The following is a 16,734-nucleotide window of genomic DNA, read 5'->3' on the forward strand; positions in this document are numbered from 1 at the left end:
GCAAGGTGAATCTGACGTAGTTTGAAGAGATTTTCGAAGAGTATAAATCTTATTGATAAACTGCTTGCAGTCTGAGAAAAATGAGCTTGGATAGTATCTCCAAACTCATTTAAAGTCAAGTACAATATACTAGAACAAGCCTAGAACGGTTCCATCGCTTTCAACATCCATGTTGAGAGCTGCTGGACGTTTTGGAAGACCCGGCATGGTCATAACATCACCAGTTAAGGCAACGATGAAGCCTGCACCTAATTTTGGTACCAATTCACGAATGGTAATTTCAAAGTTTTCAGGTGCTCCAAGCGCATTTGGATTGTCTGAGAAGCTATATTGAGTTTTAGCCATACAGATTGGCAATTTGTCCCAACCGTTTTGAACGATTTGGGCGATTTGTGTTTGAGCTTTCTTCTCAAAGTTTACTTTGCTACCACGGTAGATTTCAGTAACAATCTTTTCAATCTTTTCTTGGACAGAAAGGTCATTGTTATACAAACGTTTATAGTTAGATGGGTTTTCAGCGATAGTCTTAACAACCGATTCAGCAAGCGCTACTCCACCTTCTGCACCATCAGCCCAGACACTTGCCAACTCAACTGGTACATCTATTGAGGCACAAAGTTCTTTCAAGGCTGCAATTTCAGCTTCTGTATCAGAGATAAATTCGTTAATCGCAACAACTGCTGGAATACCGAACTTACGGATGTTCTCAACGTGGCGTTTCAAGTTAGCAAAACCTACTCTAACTGCTTCTACGTTTTCCTCTGTCAAAGCGTCTTTAGCCACACCACCATTCATCTTAAGGGCACGAAGGGTTGCAACAATGACAACTGCATCTGGAGATGTTGGCAAGTTTGGTGTCTTAATATCAAGGAATTTCTCAGCACCAAGGTCTGCACCAAAACCAGCTTCAGTAACTGTGTAATCAGCCAAGTGAAGAGCTGTTGTCGTTGCCAAAACAGAGTTACATCCGTGAGCAATATTGGCAAATGGACCACCATGTACAAAGGCAGGTGTACCGTAAATTGTCTGAACCAGGTTCGGCTTAATCGCATCCTTCAAAATCAAAGCCAAGGCACCTTCAACCTGCAAATCACCTACAGAAACTGGTGTACGGTCGTAACGATAACCAATAACGATATTCGCCAAACGGCGTTTCAAATCTTCAATATCAGTCGCCAAGCAAAGAATAGCCATGATTTCAGAAGCAACTGTAATGTCAAAGCCATCCTCACGAGGAATACCGTTTAGAGGACCACCAAGTCCAACCGTCACGTGACGAAGAGCGCGATCATTCAAGTCCACAACACGTTTCCAAAGGATACGACGTTGGTCAATTCCCAACTCATTGCCTTGGTGCAAGTGGTTGTCAATCAAGGCAGAAAGAGCATTGTTGGCAGTTGTAATGGCATGCATGTCTCCAGTGAAGTGAAGGTTGATGTCTTCCATTGGTAGAACTTGAGCATAACCACCACCAGCTGCACCACCCTTAATCCCCATTACTGGACCAAGAGATGGTTCGCGGATAGCAATCATCGTTTTCTTGCCAATCTTATTCAAGGCATCCGCAAGACCAATGGTAATGGTTGATTTTCCTTCACCTGCAGGTGTTGGGTTGATAGCAGTAACCAAGATCAATTTTCCAACTGGATTGCTCTCAACTGCACGAATTTTATCAAAGCTGAGCTTAGCCTTGTACTTTCCGTACAATTCCAAATCGTCGTAAGAAATTCCAAGCTTCTCTACAACATCAACAATAGGTTTCAACTCAATACTCTGTGCGATTTCAATATCTGTTTTCATTCAAAACTCCTCTAACCTCTTATATGATAATTCATTATAACACAAAACAAGATTTTTAACATCCTTAAACTCTCTAAACGTTCGTAATTATTCCTATTTTTAAGGTTTTTGGAGCCCTTTCTTAAATTTTATATGGCTTTATAGTTTTAAACTATAGTAGATTCTTATTATTTTTTATATATATTCAAGCGCTTTCTTTTGCTTATTATTTTTTTTTTGGTACAATGGTGCTATGAAAATTTTAGTTACATCGGGCGGTACCAGTGAAGCTATCGATAGCGTCCGCTCTATCACTAACCATTCTACAGGTCGCTTGGGGAAAATCATCACAGAAACCTTGCTTGCTGCAGGGCATGAAGTTTGTTTAATTACGACAAAACGAGCTCTGAAGCCAGAAGCTCACCCTAATCTAAGCATTCGAGAAATTACCAATACCAACGATCTTCTACTGGAAATGCAAGAACGGGTTGCAGATTATCAGGTTTTGATTCACTCAATGGCGGTGTCCGACTACACTTCTGTTTATATGACAGGACTTGAGGAAGTTCAGGCTAGCTCCAATCTAGAAGAATTTTTAAGCAAGCAGAATCATCAGGCTAAGATTTCTTCAACTGACGAGGTTCAGGTCTTATTCCTGAAAAAAACACCCAAGATCATCTCTCTAGTCAAGGAATGGAATCCTGCTATTCATCTGATTGGTTTTAAACTGCTAGTTGATGTTAACGAAGATCATCTGGTTGACATTGCTAGAAAAAGTCTTATCAAGAACCAAGCAGACTTGATTATCGCAAATGACCTGACTCAAATCTCAGCGAACCAGCATCGTGCTATCTTTGTTGAGAAAGATCAGCTTCAAACAGTTCAGACTAAAGAAGAAATTGCAAAACTCCTCCTTGAAAAAATTCAAGCCTACCATTCTTAGAAAGGAAAGATATGTCACATATTCTCTTGGCTGTAACGGGGTCTATCGCCTCTTACAAGTCGGCAGATTTAGTCAGTTCTCTAAAAAAACAAGGTCATCAAGTCACGGTTTTAATGACTCAGGCCGCTACAGAGTTTATCCAACCTTTGACACTACAGGTCTTATCACAGAATCCTGTCCACCTTGATGTCATGAAGGAACCCTATCCTCATCAGATTAATCATATCGAACTTGGAAAAAAGGCAGATTTATTTATCGTAGTCCCTGCAACAGCTAACACAATTGCAAAGCTAGCCCACGGCTATGCTGACAACATGGTAACCAGCATAGCTCTAGCCTTGCCCAAAAATATTCCTAAACTAATAGCTCCTGCTATGAATACAAAAATGTATGATCATCCGGCAACTCAGACTAATCTGAAAACATTAGAAACATACGGCTATCAGCTGATTGCTCCTAAGAAATCCCTACTAGCTTGTGGCGACCATGGACGAGGAGCTTTAGCTGACCTCACAATTATTTTAGAAAGAATAAAGGAAACTCTCGATGAAAAAACGCTCTAATATTGCACCTATTGCTATCTTTTTTGCAACCATGCTCGTTGTACACTTTATGAGCTCGCTTGCCTTTAACCTTTTTCCATTTCCAATCAAACCGACCATTGTTCATATTCCTGTCATTATTGCCAGCATTATCTACGGTCCACGAGTTGGGGTTACACTTGGATTTTTGATGGGGTTACTTAGTTTGACGGTTAATACAATTACGATTCTACCGACAAGCTACCTCTTCTCACCATTCGTCCCAAACGGAAACATCTACTCAGCTATCATTGCCATCGTCCCACGTATTTTGATTGGTTTAACTCCTTATCTGGTCTATAAACTGATGAAAAATAAAACTGGTCTGATTTTAGCTGGTGCCCTTGGTTCACTTACCAACACAGTCTTTGTACTCGGTGGAATTTTCTACCTTTTTGGAAATGTTTTTGATGGTAATATCCAAAAACTCCTAGCAACCGTTATCTCAACAAATTCAATTGCCGAATTAGTCATTTCCGCAGTTCTAACCCTAGCCATTGTTCCAAGACTACAGACTTTGAAAAAATAAAAACATCTCCACTTTCAAGCTTGAAGGTGGAGATTTTGCTCTATACAGTTTCTTTTTAGTGAAATCTTTACTAACTTTTAACTAAAAAATGATCTATAAACCCAAGTAAATCCTTGCTTTATTGTCTGGTTTATTGTACTATACTAGTGTATATACAGCTAAAAAGGAGATTCTTATGAATACACGGAAAAAAACACAATTTATGACCATGACTGCCCTCTTAACGGCTATCGCAATTTTGATTCCAATTGTTATGCCTTTCAAGATCGTCATTCCACCTGCTTCTTACACTTTGGGAAGCCACATCGCTATTTTTATCGCTATGTTCTTGTCGCCCTTAATGGCTGTTTTTGTCATCCTAGCCTCTAGTTTTGGATTTTTGATGGCTGGCTACCCCATGGTTATCGTATTTCGAGCTTTTTCCCATATCTTTTTTGGGACTTTGGGGGCTCTTTACCTACAAAAATTCCCCGATACCCTAGATAAACCAAAAGCTTCCTGGATTTTCAACTTTGTTTTAGCGCTTGTCCATGCCCTTGCTGAAGTATTAGCCTGTGTCGTTTTTTACGCCACTTCTGGTACTAATGTAGAAAATATGTTTTATGTTCTCTTTGTGCTAGTTGGATTTGGCACAATTATCCATAGTATGGTAGACTATACATTAGCACTAGCTGTCTATAAAGTGCTTCGAAAACGCCGTTAAAAGGAAAAACTATGACAAAAGATCGCAAACAAGCCCTCCTCCAACTCTTGAAAGAAGCTCCTAAAGCCCTTAATGGCCAAAGTTTGGCGGAGCATTTTCATGTAACACGCCAAGTCATTGTACAAGACATTGCAATTTTAAGAGCCGATGGCGCTCCTATCCTATCCACTAATCGTGGCTACATCTATAAGCAAATTGATACCAATCCTTATGTCCATAAACTTTTCAAAGTGAAACATGAAGTTGAAGAAATCAGTCAGGAACTCCTTGCTATCGTTGATAATGGTGGACGTGTTCAAAACACCTTGATTGACCATCCCGTCTATGGAGAAATTGAAACCTTGCTGAAACTGTCTTGTCGTAGAGATGTGCAACATTTTCTAGAACAAGTCGAGCATTCAGATTTTAGACCTCTGTCTGAATTGACAGATGGCATCCATTACCACCTAGTCGAAGCCGAAACACAACAAGACCTCCACTATATCGAGGAGGCCTTGGATCAGCTAGGTTATTTAGTAAAGGATTAGAAAATTTTCTTTTCCCAATCGTCTTCTGTACAGCGAGGGTAGAAAAATTCAGATTTGTCCGGAGCTTCCATCATTTCCATTAAAGGCAACATATCATAGGCCAGATCCAAGTTTGTAATCTGGTCTTTTTGCACCCAAGAGATCAAATACTAACAATGATATTTAAAAACTACATTGAATGAAAATTAACAACTACCTACTGACTAAAAATATATCACCAGTTATGTTGATCAACATTATCCTTAGTCACAAGATAAATTGGAGAAACTGTTTCTTTTTCCAGTTTTTTCCCTTGATAATGATCGATTGCTGATTGAATAGCAATTTCACCCATCTTAGCTGGTTGCTGAGCAATAGTGGCAGTAATATCACCTTTTGCAATAGCGTCATGTGCATCTGGTTGACCATCAATACCAACAATTAATACATTGCTAAGACCAGCTGCTTTTACTGCTTGTGCAGCTCCTAACGCCATCTCATCATTCTGTGCAAAGATTGCTTGTACTTCTTTGTTTCCTTGAATCATATTTTGCGCTGTATTCAAAGCTTTTGCGCGATCAAAATTAGCGGATTGACTAGAAAGAACATTTAAATTTGTCTTTGAAATTTGTTCAAATCCTTTACCTCTATCTACTGTTGCAGAAGCGCCAGGGACTCCTGATAATTCAAAAGTTTTTGCTTTTTCTCCCAATTGCTTGGCAATAAATTCGGCAGCCATTTTACCTGCTTCTACGTTATCAGAAGCAACAGTTGTCAAGACTTCACCACCATTACTACCGCGGTCAATTAAGATTACTGGAATATTTGCATTATTAGCAGCTTTAATAGATGTAACAATTGCATCAGAATCAACTGGATTAATTAGTAAAGCATCTACATTTTGACTAATAAAATTTTGAATATCATCTGCTTGTCTAGCAGCATCATCTTGTGCATCTGCTATCTTCAAAGTTACTTCTTTTTCTCCTGCGGCTTTTTCAAGACCATCTTTCATAGCTACAAAATAGGGATTATTAGTAGTCGAAATAGAAACTCCTAATTTTAATTCTTTTGCCGACTTTTGAGTCGTAGATTTATTATCATTTGATGAATTTCCTAAACCAGTTTTTCCACAAGCTACTAAAGCAAAAATAAATGTTACAAACAAAGCAAAAATGCTAATTTTTTTAATAATTTTCATGTTATTACTCCTCGTAATATATATCTATAGGGATAGTTTCAATCCCGATTATTGTTCGTCATCTAATAAATTGTTACTATTTCCAAAAAAAATTGAAAAATTATTCTACTGTTTTACAACTTTAAAACGATCAATCAGAACAGCAATTAAAATTACAACTCCTTTTACTACTTGTTGCCAAAATGCTGAAACACCGATAATATTAAGCCCATTATTCAAAACCCCAATAATTAAAGCACCTATTAGAGTCCCCAGTATACGACCTTTACCCCCTGATAAAGAGGTTCCCCCAAGAACAACAGCTGCAATAGCATCCATTTCATAACTAGCACCTGCTGTTGGTTGAGCAGAACTTAATCGTGATGTTATAATCAATCCAGAAATTGAAGCCATAATACCTGAAATTGAATAAATGATAATTTTCACTTTATTTAGTTTCACACCTGATATATATGCTGCTTTTTCATTCCCCCCTATAGCATACACAGATTTACCAAATGCTGTTTTATGAAGTAAAACATATAAAACAATAAATACAATAAACATAATAATTACAGGAAATGGAATTCCGACTATGTAACCTTGCCCCAAAAATTGAAATAAGAATGTATCACTTAATCCTTTTGTAATAGGATTCCCATTTGTATAAACAAGTGTTGCGCCTCTAAAAATAGTCATAGTTGCTAAAGTAACGATAAATGGAGCTAATTTCCCGTAGGAAATCAATAAACCATTCATCATCCCCAGAATGCAACCCAAAATTAAAGAGATGAGAATTGCTAACGTAACAGGCATTCCAGATCCTAATAGGCCAGCTGTTAGCGCACTGGATAAGGCTAAAATTGATCCAACTGATAAATCAATTCCACCTGTTAGAATAACAAATGTCATTCCAAAAGCGATCAGTGCATTTGATGTTACTTGCAATAGTAAATTTAACAGATTATTTGCTGTTAAAAAATTTGAATTGATAATAGTGATGACAGCCATTAAAATTATCAATGCTATTACTGTTGTCAATTCTGACATATACTTCATAGTATTTTTCACACTATTGTCCTCCTGTAGCTAGTTGCATAACTTTTTCTTGTGTAGCTTCTTGACGTGTTAATTCTCCACTAATTCTTCCTTCATGCATGACCATAATGCGATCACTGACTCCAATCACTTCTGGTAAATCTGAAGATACCATAATAATCGGCACACCTCGTTCAGCCAATTCATTCATTAATTGGTAAATTTCACGCTTAGCCCCAACATCTACCCCACGAGTTGGCTCATCTAGAATCAGTACTTTTGGTGCAATGCCTATCCATTTTGCTAAAACTACTTTCTGTTGATTACCACCAGAAAGTGTTCCAACTTCCTTATCTGGATAACCTGATTTAATTCGTAGCCTATCAATTAAACGTTGTACAAATATATCACTTGTTTTATTATCAAAAATACCATTTTTAACAAAATCTCGAGTACTAGGTAAAGTCATATTATCTTTAATAGAAAAATCTAAAATCAATCCCTCATCTTTACGATCTTCTGTTAAGAAACCAATTCCATGTTTAATTGCTTCAAAAGGATTTTTAATTATCAATTGTTCTTCGTTTATTATAATTTGACCAGATTTTAAAGAATCAATTCCAAAAATTGCTCGCATTATTTCAGTACGACCAGCACCCATCAAACCAGAAAAACCAAGAATTTCCCCTTGACGTACATAGAAAGAAATATCCGTAAAAGCAGAACCAGAAAGATTCTTAGCTTGAAAAACAATATTCCCAATCTCAGCCTTTTTTTCTGGATAGTAATCTTCTAATTCACGCCCCACCATCTTTTGAACTAATTCATCCGCATTAGTTAACTTCGTTTTCTTGGTATCAATTACAAACCCATCCCTCATAACAGTTATAAGATCTGTAATCTTAAAGATTTCTTCCATCCGATGTGAAATATACACAATACCTACACCATCAGATTTTAATCCTTCTATCACTTTAAAAAGTGTTTCAGTTTCACGATCAGTTAAAGCTGCTGTGGGTTCATCCATAATTAACAAGGAAACTTCTGATAATAAACATTTTGCTATTTCTATCATTTGTTGTTGTCCGACTGATAATTGACCAATGATTGCATCGAGAGGAATAGAGATATTAAGACGTTTAAATGCTTCTTTAGCTTTCCTTTCCATACTAGCTTTATCTAGAAACCCAATCGAATTTTTAATTTCTCTTCCTAAAAAAAGATTATCAAGTACAGTCATATCTGGCCAAGTATTCATTTCTTGATGAATAAAACTCAGTCCAAACCGTTCTGCCTCTTGAGGATTAGAAAATGTTTTTTCTTTTCCATCAATAAAAATAGTTCCTGAAGTAGCTGGAAAAAGTCCAGTTAAAATATTCATTAAGGTTGATTTGCCTGCACCATTCTCTCCCATTAAAGCATGAACTTCTCCTGAATTAAGAACCAAATCAATACTTTCTAAAACACGATTATTCCCAAAAGATTTTGAAATGTTCTTCATTTCAATTTTCATAGGCAACTCCCTTCTAAATAATAACTCCTGATTGCAAGATTATATTCGAATATGGTGTATCTTCCCCAGTGCGAATAACTGCCTTAACTTTAGTATTCATAGCTTTCAATTCTTCATGACTAATATATTCAATAATTATATTCGATCCTAAAAGATCTAGAACTGCTTGCCACTGTTCTTTGTTTTTTTCTTTAATTTCTTCTGCTAAGAAAATTTTTTCAATAAGTACATGATCTGAATATTCTTTTAAAACTTCTAAAAAACTTGGGCTACCTTTTCTTAATGCTAAATCAATTTTATCAACACCTTTTGGAACTGGCAATCCTAAATCTCCGATACAAACCAAATCCATATGACCTAAATCATCAGCTAGTTTTGCTATATTACTATTTAAAATCCCATATTTCTTCATATCCTGAATGCTCCTTTACTTCTTTCAAACTCGGCATGCCTCCTTGCGCTCCAAATCTTTGAACAGAAAGATGTGAAGCAATCGTTGCAAAGGACAATGCAACATTCATCTCTTTTCCTTTTGAGATAGCATAAGCAAAAGCACCATTAAACGTATCTCCTGCTCCTGTAGTATCAACTACTTCTGCTTTTATAGCAGGAATCTTCTGAACTGCTGTCCCATCATAATAAATAGAACCTTCAACTCCTAATGTCACAATCATTTTATTAGGATAAATTTTAATAATTTCTTCTAATTTCTTATCTGGAAAAAGCTCTGAACATTCATGCTCATTAGGAGTAATAAAATCACAAAAAGGAATCATCTCTATGTCTGTTTCTCTAGCTGGTGCAGGATTGTAAAGTACCTTAACTTTATTTTCTTGACAAAATTTAGCTATAGATAAGTTGGCTTCATGTGGTATTTCATTTTGTAATACAACAATACTTGCATCACTAATCAATTCCCACTCATTTTTCCAATCATTTGTTTTAACTAAATTATTCGCTCCAGGATAATAAATAATCCTATTATCACCTCCATATAAAGTAATTTGTGCAACTCCTGTAGATTGTGGTACCGTTCCCACATGTTCTGTAGAAATATTATTATTTTGCAGATTACTTAGTAAATCTGCTGAAAAAATATCTTCCCCAACGTTCCCAAATATGTAAATATTATCTTCTACACTGGATAATCTACCAATAGCTACAGCCTGATTTGCACCTTTTCCCCCTGGAACTATATTAAATGAATCCCCAAAAATCGTTTCACCTCCTTCTGGAATCCTTTTTGTTCTCATAACTAAGTCCATTGAAATACTTCCAACAACAACAATTTTACTCATTACTTTCTCCTTAATGTATTTCTTTCTACGTATCTAACAGGTAGTTTAATTTTAACTTCATCTATAGAGAACTTATTTGCCATATTATAGATTAGCTTTGCAGCCTGTTCTCCCATTTTATATGATGATTGGTGAATAGTTGATAAAGAAGGGTAAATAAATTGACTAAGTACAATATCATCATAACCAATGATTTGAATATCATCTGGAATTTTTTTACCAATTGCTAAAATTTCATGAATATAAGCTATCGCATGAATATCAGAAGGTGCTATAATACTATCGATATTTGGATTTCTTTTTAGATTCTCTTTAGCTTCTTTTTGAATTTTTTCAAAGTCAAACGTTTCACTTTCTTCAATACAAATTTCTAAAGATTTATTCCTCAAATAGTTTAAACTTGCTTCAAACCGTTCCGCGATATTCTCGGCTTTATCATCTAAAACTTTAATAATCAGAACTTGTTTAGCACCTGCATTACAGATTGCTTCAGCAGCCAAACGACCACCTGACTGATTATCAGAAAAAACACCGTAACCTGTATCTTTACTAATTCGGTCAACCACAACAACAGGTAATGATAAATCTGGATATTCTTTTGTGAAGTCATGTGTAGTAATAATGCCAGCAGCATTTGTTTTCAACAGTAAGTTAACATATTCACTCAAAGATTCTTGGTCTGAAATCGTACCAACCATAATTCTATAACCTTTATCTTTCAAATATGATTCAGCGCCTCGAACCAATCTTGGGAAGAAGGGATTTGAAATATCTGGCAATAAGAGTCCTACCATTTGGTTTTTTTTGGTTTTCAAAGATTGTGCTAATACATTTGGTGTGTAATTTAATTTTTTAATCGCATTTTTTATTTTCTCTCTCGCATCATCTCCAACATAACCTTTTTTTGATATATATCTTGAAACCGTTGATTTTGATACTCCAGCTTCTTCAGCAACCTGTTTTATTGTAGTCATCACTCCTCCTTCTTATGTTGTGGAACCGTTCCCTTATTCTATAGTAAACGTTTTCTTTTGATTTGTCAATACTTTTCTAAAAATATTTTAAATTTATTTCATAGTACATATATTTTTCCAAATATATTATTACTATTACACAAGAAACACAACAAGACCTCCACTATATCGAGGAGGCCTTGGATAAACTTGGTTATTTGGTAAAGGATTAGAAAATTTTCTTTTCCCAACCATCTTCAGTACGGTGGCGGTAGAAGAACTCTGACTTGTCAGGATCTTCCATCATTTCCATCAAGGGTAACATATCATAGGCCAGATCCAAGTTTGGAATCTGGTCTTTTTGCACCCAAGAAACTTCTCCAAATCAAAAAGATTGAGAATTTTATATAGAATCAGCTATAGCAGGCTCTAAAGACTATCCGCTTGATTTTATATTGAAAAGTTTCTCCTTAATTTTTCACAATTTCGTTCCCTTAATTTTACTTTCGAGCAATAAACATACCATATTCTTTAGGAATAATTAACTTCCCCTTATGAAAATGTACTTCCAATCTTTTACGAATGACTTTTTCTTCTAGCGAACCTATTTCTGAAATTCCTTTAAAGGATTGGATGTATTTAGCTAGATCATCTATGCTAGTTACTTGTAACTCATCATCATAGAGTAATGTATCGACAGAGTTAAAATACCTACTCAGGTACCTTTTACCATTTTGTAAAGTAAACGTTTTATTTTCTAAATCTTGATTAACCTCATCTTTAAATAAACTTGCCAAATAATCTACAACTCCATTTTAACCAAATGTAGCACAGTAAAAAATTCCACCTGTTTTTAAGACTCTATTCACCTCAGAGAGCGCTTTAGGAATATCATTTACATGATGTAGAAGCATATTAGCAATAACAATATCAAACGTTTCATCCTCAAAAGAAATCTTTTGAATATCCATTATTTCATAGTTAACATTGTCTCTATTTCCAATCACTGACCTCGTTGTTCTCACCATATCTTTAGAAAAATCTGTAATAACCAACTGCTTCATTTTATCTATAGAATCACTATTACTTTTCCACAGTTCTCCTGTACCACATCCCAATTCTAGTACCTTTACTTCATTAGTGATTTGGTAGTTGGAAAATATCCAATTGTTAAATCCTAATTTATTTTTTGAATACTTCTTATGTATGCTTACTCTAATATCAAGATTATCTTGTTTTGCATATTGTTCAATTACTTTATCATCCATTTTCTGGTACTTCCTTTCATATTTTAAGATTATACCATAAAATAAAACAATCTCCGATTTCAAAATTGAAGATGGAGATTGTTCAAGATATAGATAGGAAATTTAGCAATATTCAGTTGACTTACATCGCCATACTTAGCCTATATTTCAGTACCGTACTTTAAAAGATAACACCTATCAACTAATCATAGAACTAAAAAATTTCTTTCTCCCAATCGTCTTCTGTACGGCGAGGGTAGAAAAACTCCGACTTATCAGGCGCTTCCATCATTTCCATCAATGGTAGCATATCATAGGCCAGATCCAAGTTTGGAATCTGGTCTTTTTGCACCCAAGAAACTTCTCCTTCATCTGAAGAGCGAAGGGTACCAGAGAACTCAGTCGCCTTATAACAAACGACAATATAGCGCCCGCCTGTATCTAGTGGCCAATTTTTAATACCGACAAGTTGAGGATTTTGAATAGTCAACCCTGTTTCTTCATAGATTTCACGAATGACAGACTCTGCGAAAGACTCGCCATTTTCTACATGGCCTCCTGGAAAGGCATAACCAGACCAACGATTGGTTTCAGGAGCACGGTACTGCATCACCACGCGCTGCGTTTCGAGGTCTTCAATCAGACAAATGTTTGTTAAAATCGTTAATTGGGAACGGGACATAAATTTACTCGCTTTCTAAGTTATTAAAACATATCTTCGTTGTATTTTACTTCTGACTTCATGATACAGGAATTGATCAATTCATGATGTTGCCACAAAACCTCTGACAATGATAATTTCTTTATTTTGTATATGATAGTCTATATTAATGGAAATGGCTGAACTCGGAATGATTGACAAAGCAAGAATGCCGAAAACCAAAAGTAGTACTCTTCGAAAATCAAAGAGCCAACCACGCCAGATTCGCCTTGCCGTAGGTATATAATACTGATTCTGTCAGTTCTATCCACAACCTCAAAACAATGTTTTGAGCAACCTGCGGCTAGTTTCCTAGTTTGCACTTTGATTTTCATTGAGTATAAAGTGCGACTAGTGCATTGAATAATTCAAAAATGAGATGATATCAATGAAAATCTCTTGTCCTAAAAAAGACTATCCAAGAATGGATAAAGAAAGTCAAACAAAGAATAAAAAACCATCTATTCCACAAGACCGAAGTAAAGGATAGACCTAAAACTAACAAAATCAAATGAAAAATTTCAAAGGTTAGGAAGTTCAGATAGAGTGTTTTAAATGAAAATACCTTTGAGAAATTTGCGTCGGTAATTTTTTTCTCCTTTTTTATTATATTTTAAAATCACCATAGTAAATAATAAGGTGAAGAAAAAGATTAGATAGGTAACAATTGGAAAGCAAACATAGCGGGAATCAAAACTGATTAAAGATGGCAAAAAACATTTCCATCTTTATTTAATCAGGCTACCAAATCGAAAATAATAAAGAATAAGCACCAAGAGGAACAAGTATACATATAAAGGACTAATATAATTAAAATAACGAAGTGAAGCAGGAATGCTCTCATTACCAAAAGTTAAATATCCCACACTAATCGCAACAACTATTAAGACTAAATAATTTTAAAAAACTTCTACTACCCAATGTTTTTCCAACCAAAGACTAAACTTGTTCTCCTGAACTTTTACTTTTCTTATTTATCTTACTTCTCATTCACCAACTCCACTATCTTCTGGAAAGTCTTACCGTTTCGGAAAATTAGTTGCTTGTAGAAACTGGACTTGCGTAGTTTCTTACGGTAGTTGGACTTGAAATAGTCCTCTAGATCCACATTGCTATAAAAGAAAGCAGCCTGCCCAAAGTGCATCTGCTCCCTGTCATTTGCCCGACTACCTGCCAGCTCTTGGACACTCTCCCTATCAATCTTGGGCAGATAAAAGAGAACGTCTAGCTGAAAGGCTGTTTCAGCCTGCCATCATGTAAGTAGATTTGCTGTTTCCTTTTCAAGTATGGAAGAGTTGACAAGGACAAAAGGCAGAGGAAAATCAGAAGACCGACTGAAACAAGCCGTCAAAATCTCCCGAATCCTCTCCTTTTGCTCCTCACTATCAAAGAAAAGATTGCCACTATTGATGTAGAAAACTGGATTTTCAAAATTCAACTTAGCCAAACCGTCTTCAAATCAGACATGACAACCTTGATTTTTCCACCGACATTGATGTCACGGAGTAAAAGCTCATAATGCCTATAGTGCTCCTTTTATCTATTCAGTAAGGCTAAAATAGTAAGTTGTTTCTGATGATATTCTATTACTTCTCTTTTGAAGTTTGTTCACCGCTTCTAGACTCCACTGAGCCTAATTTTGTAATATCAATCTTTTTCACATAAGGTAATACGGTAAATATAGCACTAGTCAATAAAAATGCTAAATCTATCCAAGTTAGTTAGATTTTTCTTAATTGACAGTAGTGTTACTGTAACATCACTTCTGACAATCAATAATATAAGGAGTTTTAACTACACTCAGAAATATTTTTAAATGTAAAAGTCCAATCCCAAATTTCACAATATCGCTCTATTCCAAAAATATCAATTATAAAATGTGGAAAAGCAGATAAAATCAGAACCTGCTCCCTCTGATTAATTAATTTTTCATATTGTTTTATAAATATAGTTTCAGAATTGGAAATATCGGTTGGATTTTCAACTAAACAGAAAGAACACAATATAAAATATTGGACTAATTTTTCAATCTTCTCTTTAGAATAATCCGGATTTTTATAACACTCTGAAGATATACACTTATATTTTCTTTTGAATGTTGTACTACTACCTTTCTTCTTGACCTCATAAATATTAAACAAATGGCACAATACATTACTCCCATTTATAAAATCATCTTTAAAGCATTTTAAAGCTTCAAACATAGGATAACTAATTAGTAGCTTTCCTTTGTCAGTTGATTCATTAAAAAAGGACAAAAGTTTATTAATCTCTTTATAAACCTGATCATTCCTTTTATCTTTCTTGTAGTGGTAATGTGCATCTAAGTCAAAAAATAGAAAAATATCCGAGAACTTTTCATGATTTTCTAGCTCATCACTATACTCTATGGACTTACCTTTTAATATTTCTAGTAGGACAGGAATCGTTTCAAATTCATCCTCCTCTGGATAACTAGAAATCCTTTTATATAGATCATAAATCAATGTTCCGTAGCTCTGGACAATGATCGGAGATACATCATTTCCGTTTTGCTCCATGACTTCTTTGTGATATTGAATAAATTGGTCTATATATTTCGGTTCGTCTTTGGCTCCCTCAACAATAAATAATATATTACTCATTATCAAAACTACCTGCGCGATACATTTTTTCTATATTTTGTGCTTGACGTATTTCACGACCAGAACGATTCGCAATATTAGCAATTCTATTATTAGAAATAGTAAAATAACTATCAGGTCTTAAAATAGAGTTAGACATATTTGCAGTATTATGTGTAGTTAAAACAACTTGAACCGATGAGGATTTTAATTTATTTATTAACACTCTAGATACATTATGGTGAAAATAAGAATCAAATTCATCAATAAACAAAAATTGAATTCCATCTACTATTTGCATATACCACATGAAAAACAAAGATAAAGCTAGAGTTCCTTTAGACATAATATTAAAGAAATTAGCCTCTTTTCCCGATGGAAATTTTGCAAAAATATGTTTCGAATCATCAATCTCTTTTTCAAACAATTCATAATGAATACCAACCTCAGAAAGAAATTGTTGATAGTCTTTAACCTTATCTTTTTTAATAATCATTTCAGCAATTTGTCCACGTCCTGTCGTATATCCTTGATAGTGATTTCCATAAATTGAATCAAAGGATAACATTGAATCAACAAACTTAATAAATCTATCAAAAATAGCATCTTTTGTATCTTCTTCCTGATCACCACCCGTCGAATAAACATAGGCAAGTTTTACCAGTGATTGATCATCTCTTAATTTTTCAAAATTTATTTCACCACCATTTTTCAGATTTATTATTTTTATCTGCTCCTGCCTATCGTATTTAACAATCAATTCATTATCTATGAATAATTCTTCATATAAAATCACATCATACTCTTTTTTACAATAATTATATTTTACAATGTGATCATTGAAATTAAAGGTATAATCAAATTTGGCATACTCAGGCGTAGTTTCTAGATTTAAAAAATGTTTTTTATAATCATTAATATTTTTTTCATTATCTGTCAGATGAGTTATAATATCCATTATAGCTAAACCTAGGTTTGATTTGCCCGAAGCATTATCACCATATATAACTGCAGTAGTAAGAATATTATTTTTTACAATACTATCATTAAATGAATAATTTCCAGCTGTTAAATCAAACTCAATTTGTGATGCAAAATTTTTAAAACCTTTTACCTTAAATTTTTGTAACATTTCCATACCTCCTATTAATCGTAAAAAAA

The 16,734-nt window shown here is 34.7% G+C and carries 15 protein-coding genes and 7 pseudogenes; 6 read left to right on the plus strand and 16 right to left on the minus strand.

Annotated features, from left to right (window positions below; all coding sequences use genetic code 11):
- Positions 1 to 129: 129 nt before the first annotated feature.
- On the minus strand, positions 130 to 1,800 hold the full coding sequence (locus WKI42_RS00455; RefSeq protein ID WP_368080894.1) for a formate--tetrahydrofolate ligase: 1,671 nt from the start codon (positions 1,798 to 1,800) through the stop codon (positions 130 to 132).
- Between the two features lie 232 nt (positions 1,801 to 2,032).
- Between WKI42_RS00455 and coaB the strand changes: the two genes are divergently transcribed.
- The 5 genes from coaB (at position 2,033) to WKI42_RS00480 (ending at position 5,062) form a co-directional block, all read left to right on the plus strand.
- A complete protein-coding gene (coaB, locus tag WKI42_RS00460) occupies positions 2,033 to 2,722 on the plus strand; it encodes a phosphopantothenate--cysteine ligase (RefSeq protein WP_368080895.1) in 690 nt (229 codons plus the stop codon).
- Between the two features lie 11 nt (positions 2,723 to 2,733).
- The gene (gene coaC, locus WKI42_RS00465; RefSeq protein ID WP_368080896.1) at positions 2,734 to 3,285 is read left to right on the plus strand and encodes a phosphopantothenoylcysteine decarboxylase; all 552 of its coding nucleotides are present in this window, start codon (positions 2,734 to 2,736) and stop codon (positions 3,283 to 3,285) included.
- Positions 3,269 to 3,832, plus strand: coding sequence for an ECF transporter S component (locus WKI42_RS00470; protein ID WP_049532675.1), 564 nt, complete (start codon positions 3,269 to 3,271; stop codon positions 3,830 to 3,832). Before coaC ends, WKI42_RS00470 begins: the two co-directional genes overlap by 17 nt.
- Positions 3,833 to 4,007: 175 nt before the next feature.
- Positions 4,008 to 4,535: an ECF transporter S component gene (locus WKI42_RS00475; protein WP_001097393.1), complete on the plus strand. Its 528-nt coding sequence runs from the start codon at positions 4,008 to 4,010 to the stop codon at positions 4,533 to 4,535.
- 11 nt (positions 4,536 to 4,546) lie between these two features.
- A complete protein-coding gene (locus WKI42_RS00480; protein ID WP_000159180.1) occupies positions 4,547 to 5,062 on the plus strand; it encodes a transcription repressor NadR in 516 nt (171 codons plus the stop codon).
- Here WKI42_RS00480 and WKI42_RS00485 read toward each other — a convergent pair.
- The 7 genes and pseudogenes from WKI42_RS00485 to WKI42_RS00515 form a co-directional block, all read right to left on the minus strand.
- Positions 5,059 to 5,205, minus strand: a pseudogene (locus WKI42_RS00485) (8-oxo-dGTP diphosphatase); the annotation flags it as partial. The gene WKI42_RS00480 and the pseudogene WKI42_RS00485 overlap by 4 nt on opposite strands.
- Before the next feature lie 71 nt (positions 5,206 to 5,276).
- Positions 5,277 to 6,242, minus strand: coding sequence for a substrate-binding domain-containing protein (locus tag WKI42_RS00490; protein WP_368080897.1), 966 nt, complete (start codon positions 6,240 to 6,242; stop codon positions 5,277 to 5,279).
- Positions 6,243 to 6,347: 105 nt separating this feature from the next.
- Positions 6,348 to 7,292, minus strand: coding sequence for an ABC transporter permease subunit (locus tag WKI42_RS00495; protein WP_004248623.1), 945 nt, complete (start codon positions 7,290 to 7,292; stop codon positions 6,348 to 6,350).
- A gap of 1 nt (position 7,293) precedes the next feature.
- Positions 7,294 to 8,772, minus strand: coding sequence for a sugar ABC transporter ATP-binding protein (locus WKI42_RS00500; protein WP_261062993.1), 1,479 nt, complete (start codon positions 8,770 to 8,772; stop codon positions 7,294 to 7,296).
- A gap of 13 nt (positions 8,773 to 8,785) precedes the next feature.
- A complete protein-coding gene (gene rbsD, locus WKI42_RS00505) occupies positions 8,786 to 9,184 on the minus strand; it encodes a D-ribose pyranase (protein WP_000759835.1) in 399 nt (132 codons plus the stop codon).
- On the minus strand, positions 9,159 to 10,070 hold the full coding sequence (rbsK, locus tag WKI42_RS00510) for a ribokinase (protein WP_166730868.1): 912 nt from the start codon (positions 10,068 to 10,070) through the stop codon (positions 9,159 to 9,161). The genes rbsD and rbsK overlap by 26 nt, the downstream gene beginning before the upstream one ends.
- A complete protein-coding gene (locus WKI42_RS00515; protein WP_164226218.1) occupies positions 10,070 to 11,044 on the minus strand; it encodes a LacI family DNA-binding transcriptional regulator in 975 nt (324 codons plus the stop codon). The genes rbsK and WKI42_RS00515 overlap by 1 nt, the downstream gene beginning before the upstream one ends.
- 134 nt (positions 11,045 to 11,178) lie before the next feature.
- On the opposite strand from WKI42_RS00515, the pseudogene WKI42_RS00520 reads away from it, so the two are divergent.
- Positions 11,179 to 11,256: pseudogene (locus WKI42_RS00520) on the plus strand (DNA-binding transcriptional regulator); the annotation flags it as partial.
- Here the strand turns inward: WKI42_RS00520 and WKI42_RS00525 are convergent.
- The 8 genes and pseudogenes from WKI42_RS00525 to WKI42_RS00565 all read right to left on the minus strand — a co-directional run.
- A pseudogene (locus WKI42_RS00525) lies at positions 11,253 to 11,405 on the minus strand (8-oxo-dGTP diphosphatase); the annotation flags it as partial. The pseudogenes WKI42_RS00520 and WKI42_RS00525 overlap by 4 nt on opposite strands.
- A gap of 118 nt (positions 11,406 to 11,523) precedes the next feature.
- Positions 11,524 to 12,291 (minus strand): annotated as a pseudogene (locus tag WKI42_RS00530) (class I SAM-dependent methyltransferase).
- A 193-nt stretch (positions 12,292 to 12,484) separates the two neighbouring features.
- A complete protein-coding gene (locus WKI42_RS00535; RefSeq protein WP_368080898.1) occupies positions 12,485 to 12,952 on the minus strand; it encodes an 8-oxo-dGTP diphosphatase in 468 nt (155 codons plus the stop codon).
- Between the two features lie 23 nt (positions 12,953 to 12,975).
- A pseudogene (locus WKI42_RS00540) lies at positions 12,976 to 13,158 on the minus strand (hypothetical protein); the annotation flags it as partial.
- A gap of 200 nt (positions 13,159 to 13,358) precedes the next feature.
- Positions 13,359 to 13,559 (minus strand): annotated as a pseudogene (locus WKI42_RS00545) (hypothetical protein); the annotation flags it as partial.
- Positions 13,560 to 13,949: 390 nt separating this feature from the next.
- A pseudogene (locus tag WKI42_RS00555) lies at positions 13,950 to 14,437 on the minus strand (DUF1697 domain-containing protein).
- Between the two features lie 323 nt (positions 14,438 to 14,760).
- Complete coding sequence (locus WKI42_RS00560; protein ID WP_173307272.1) at positions 14,761 to 15,594, minus strand: hypothetical protein; 834 nt, start codon at positions 15,592 to 15,594, stop codon at positions 14,761 to 14,763.
- Positions 15,587 to 16,705 (minus strand): AAA family ATPase, encoded by a 1,119-nt coding sequence (locus WKI42_RS00565; protein WP_112443750.1) that lies wholly within the window; start codon positions 16,703 to 16,705, stop codon positions 15,587 to 15,589. Before WKI42_RS00565 ends, WKI42_RS00560 begins: the two co-directional genes overlap by 8 nt.
- Positions 16,706 to 16,734 lie beyond the last annotated feature (29 nt).

The sequence above is a fragment of the Streptococcus pseudopneumoniae genome, assembly GCF_038148935.1.
Classification (GTDB): Bacteria; Bacillota; Bacilli; order Lactobacillales; family Streptococcaceae; genus Streptococcus; species Streptococcus pseudopneumoniae_U.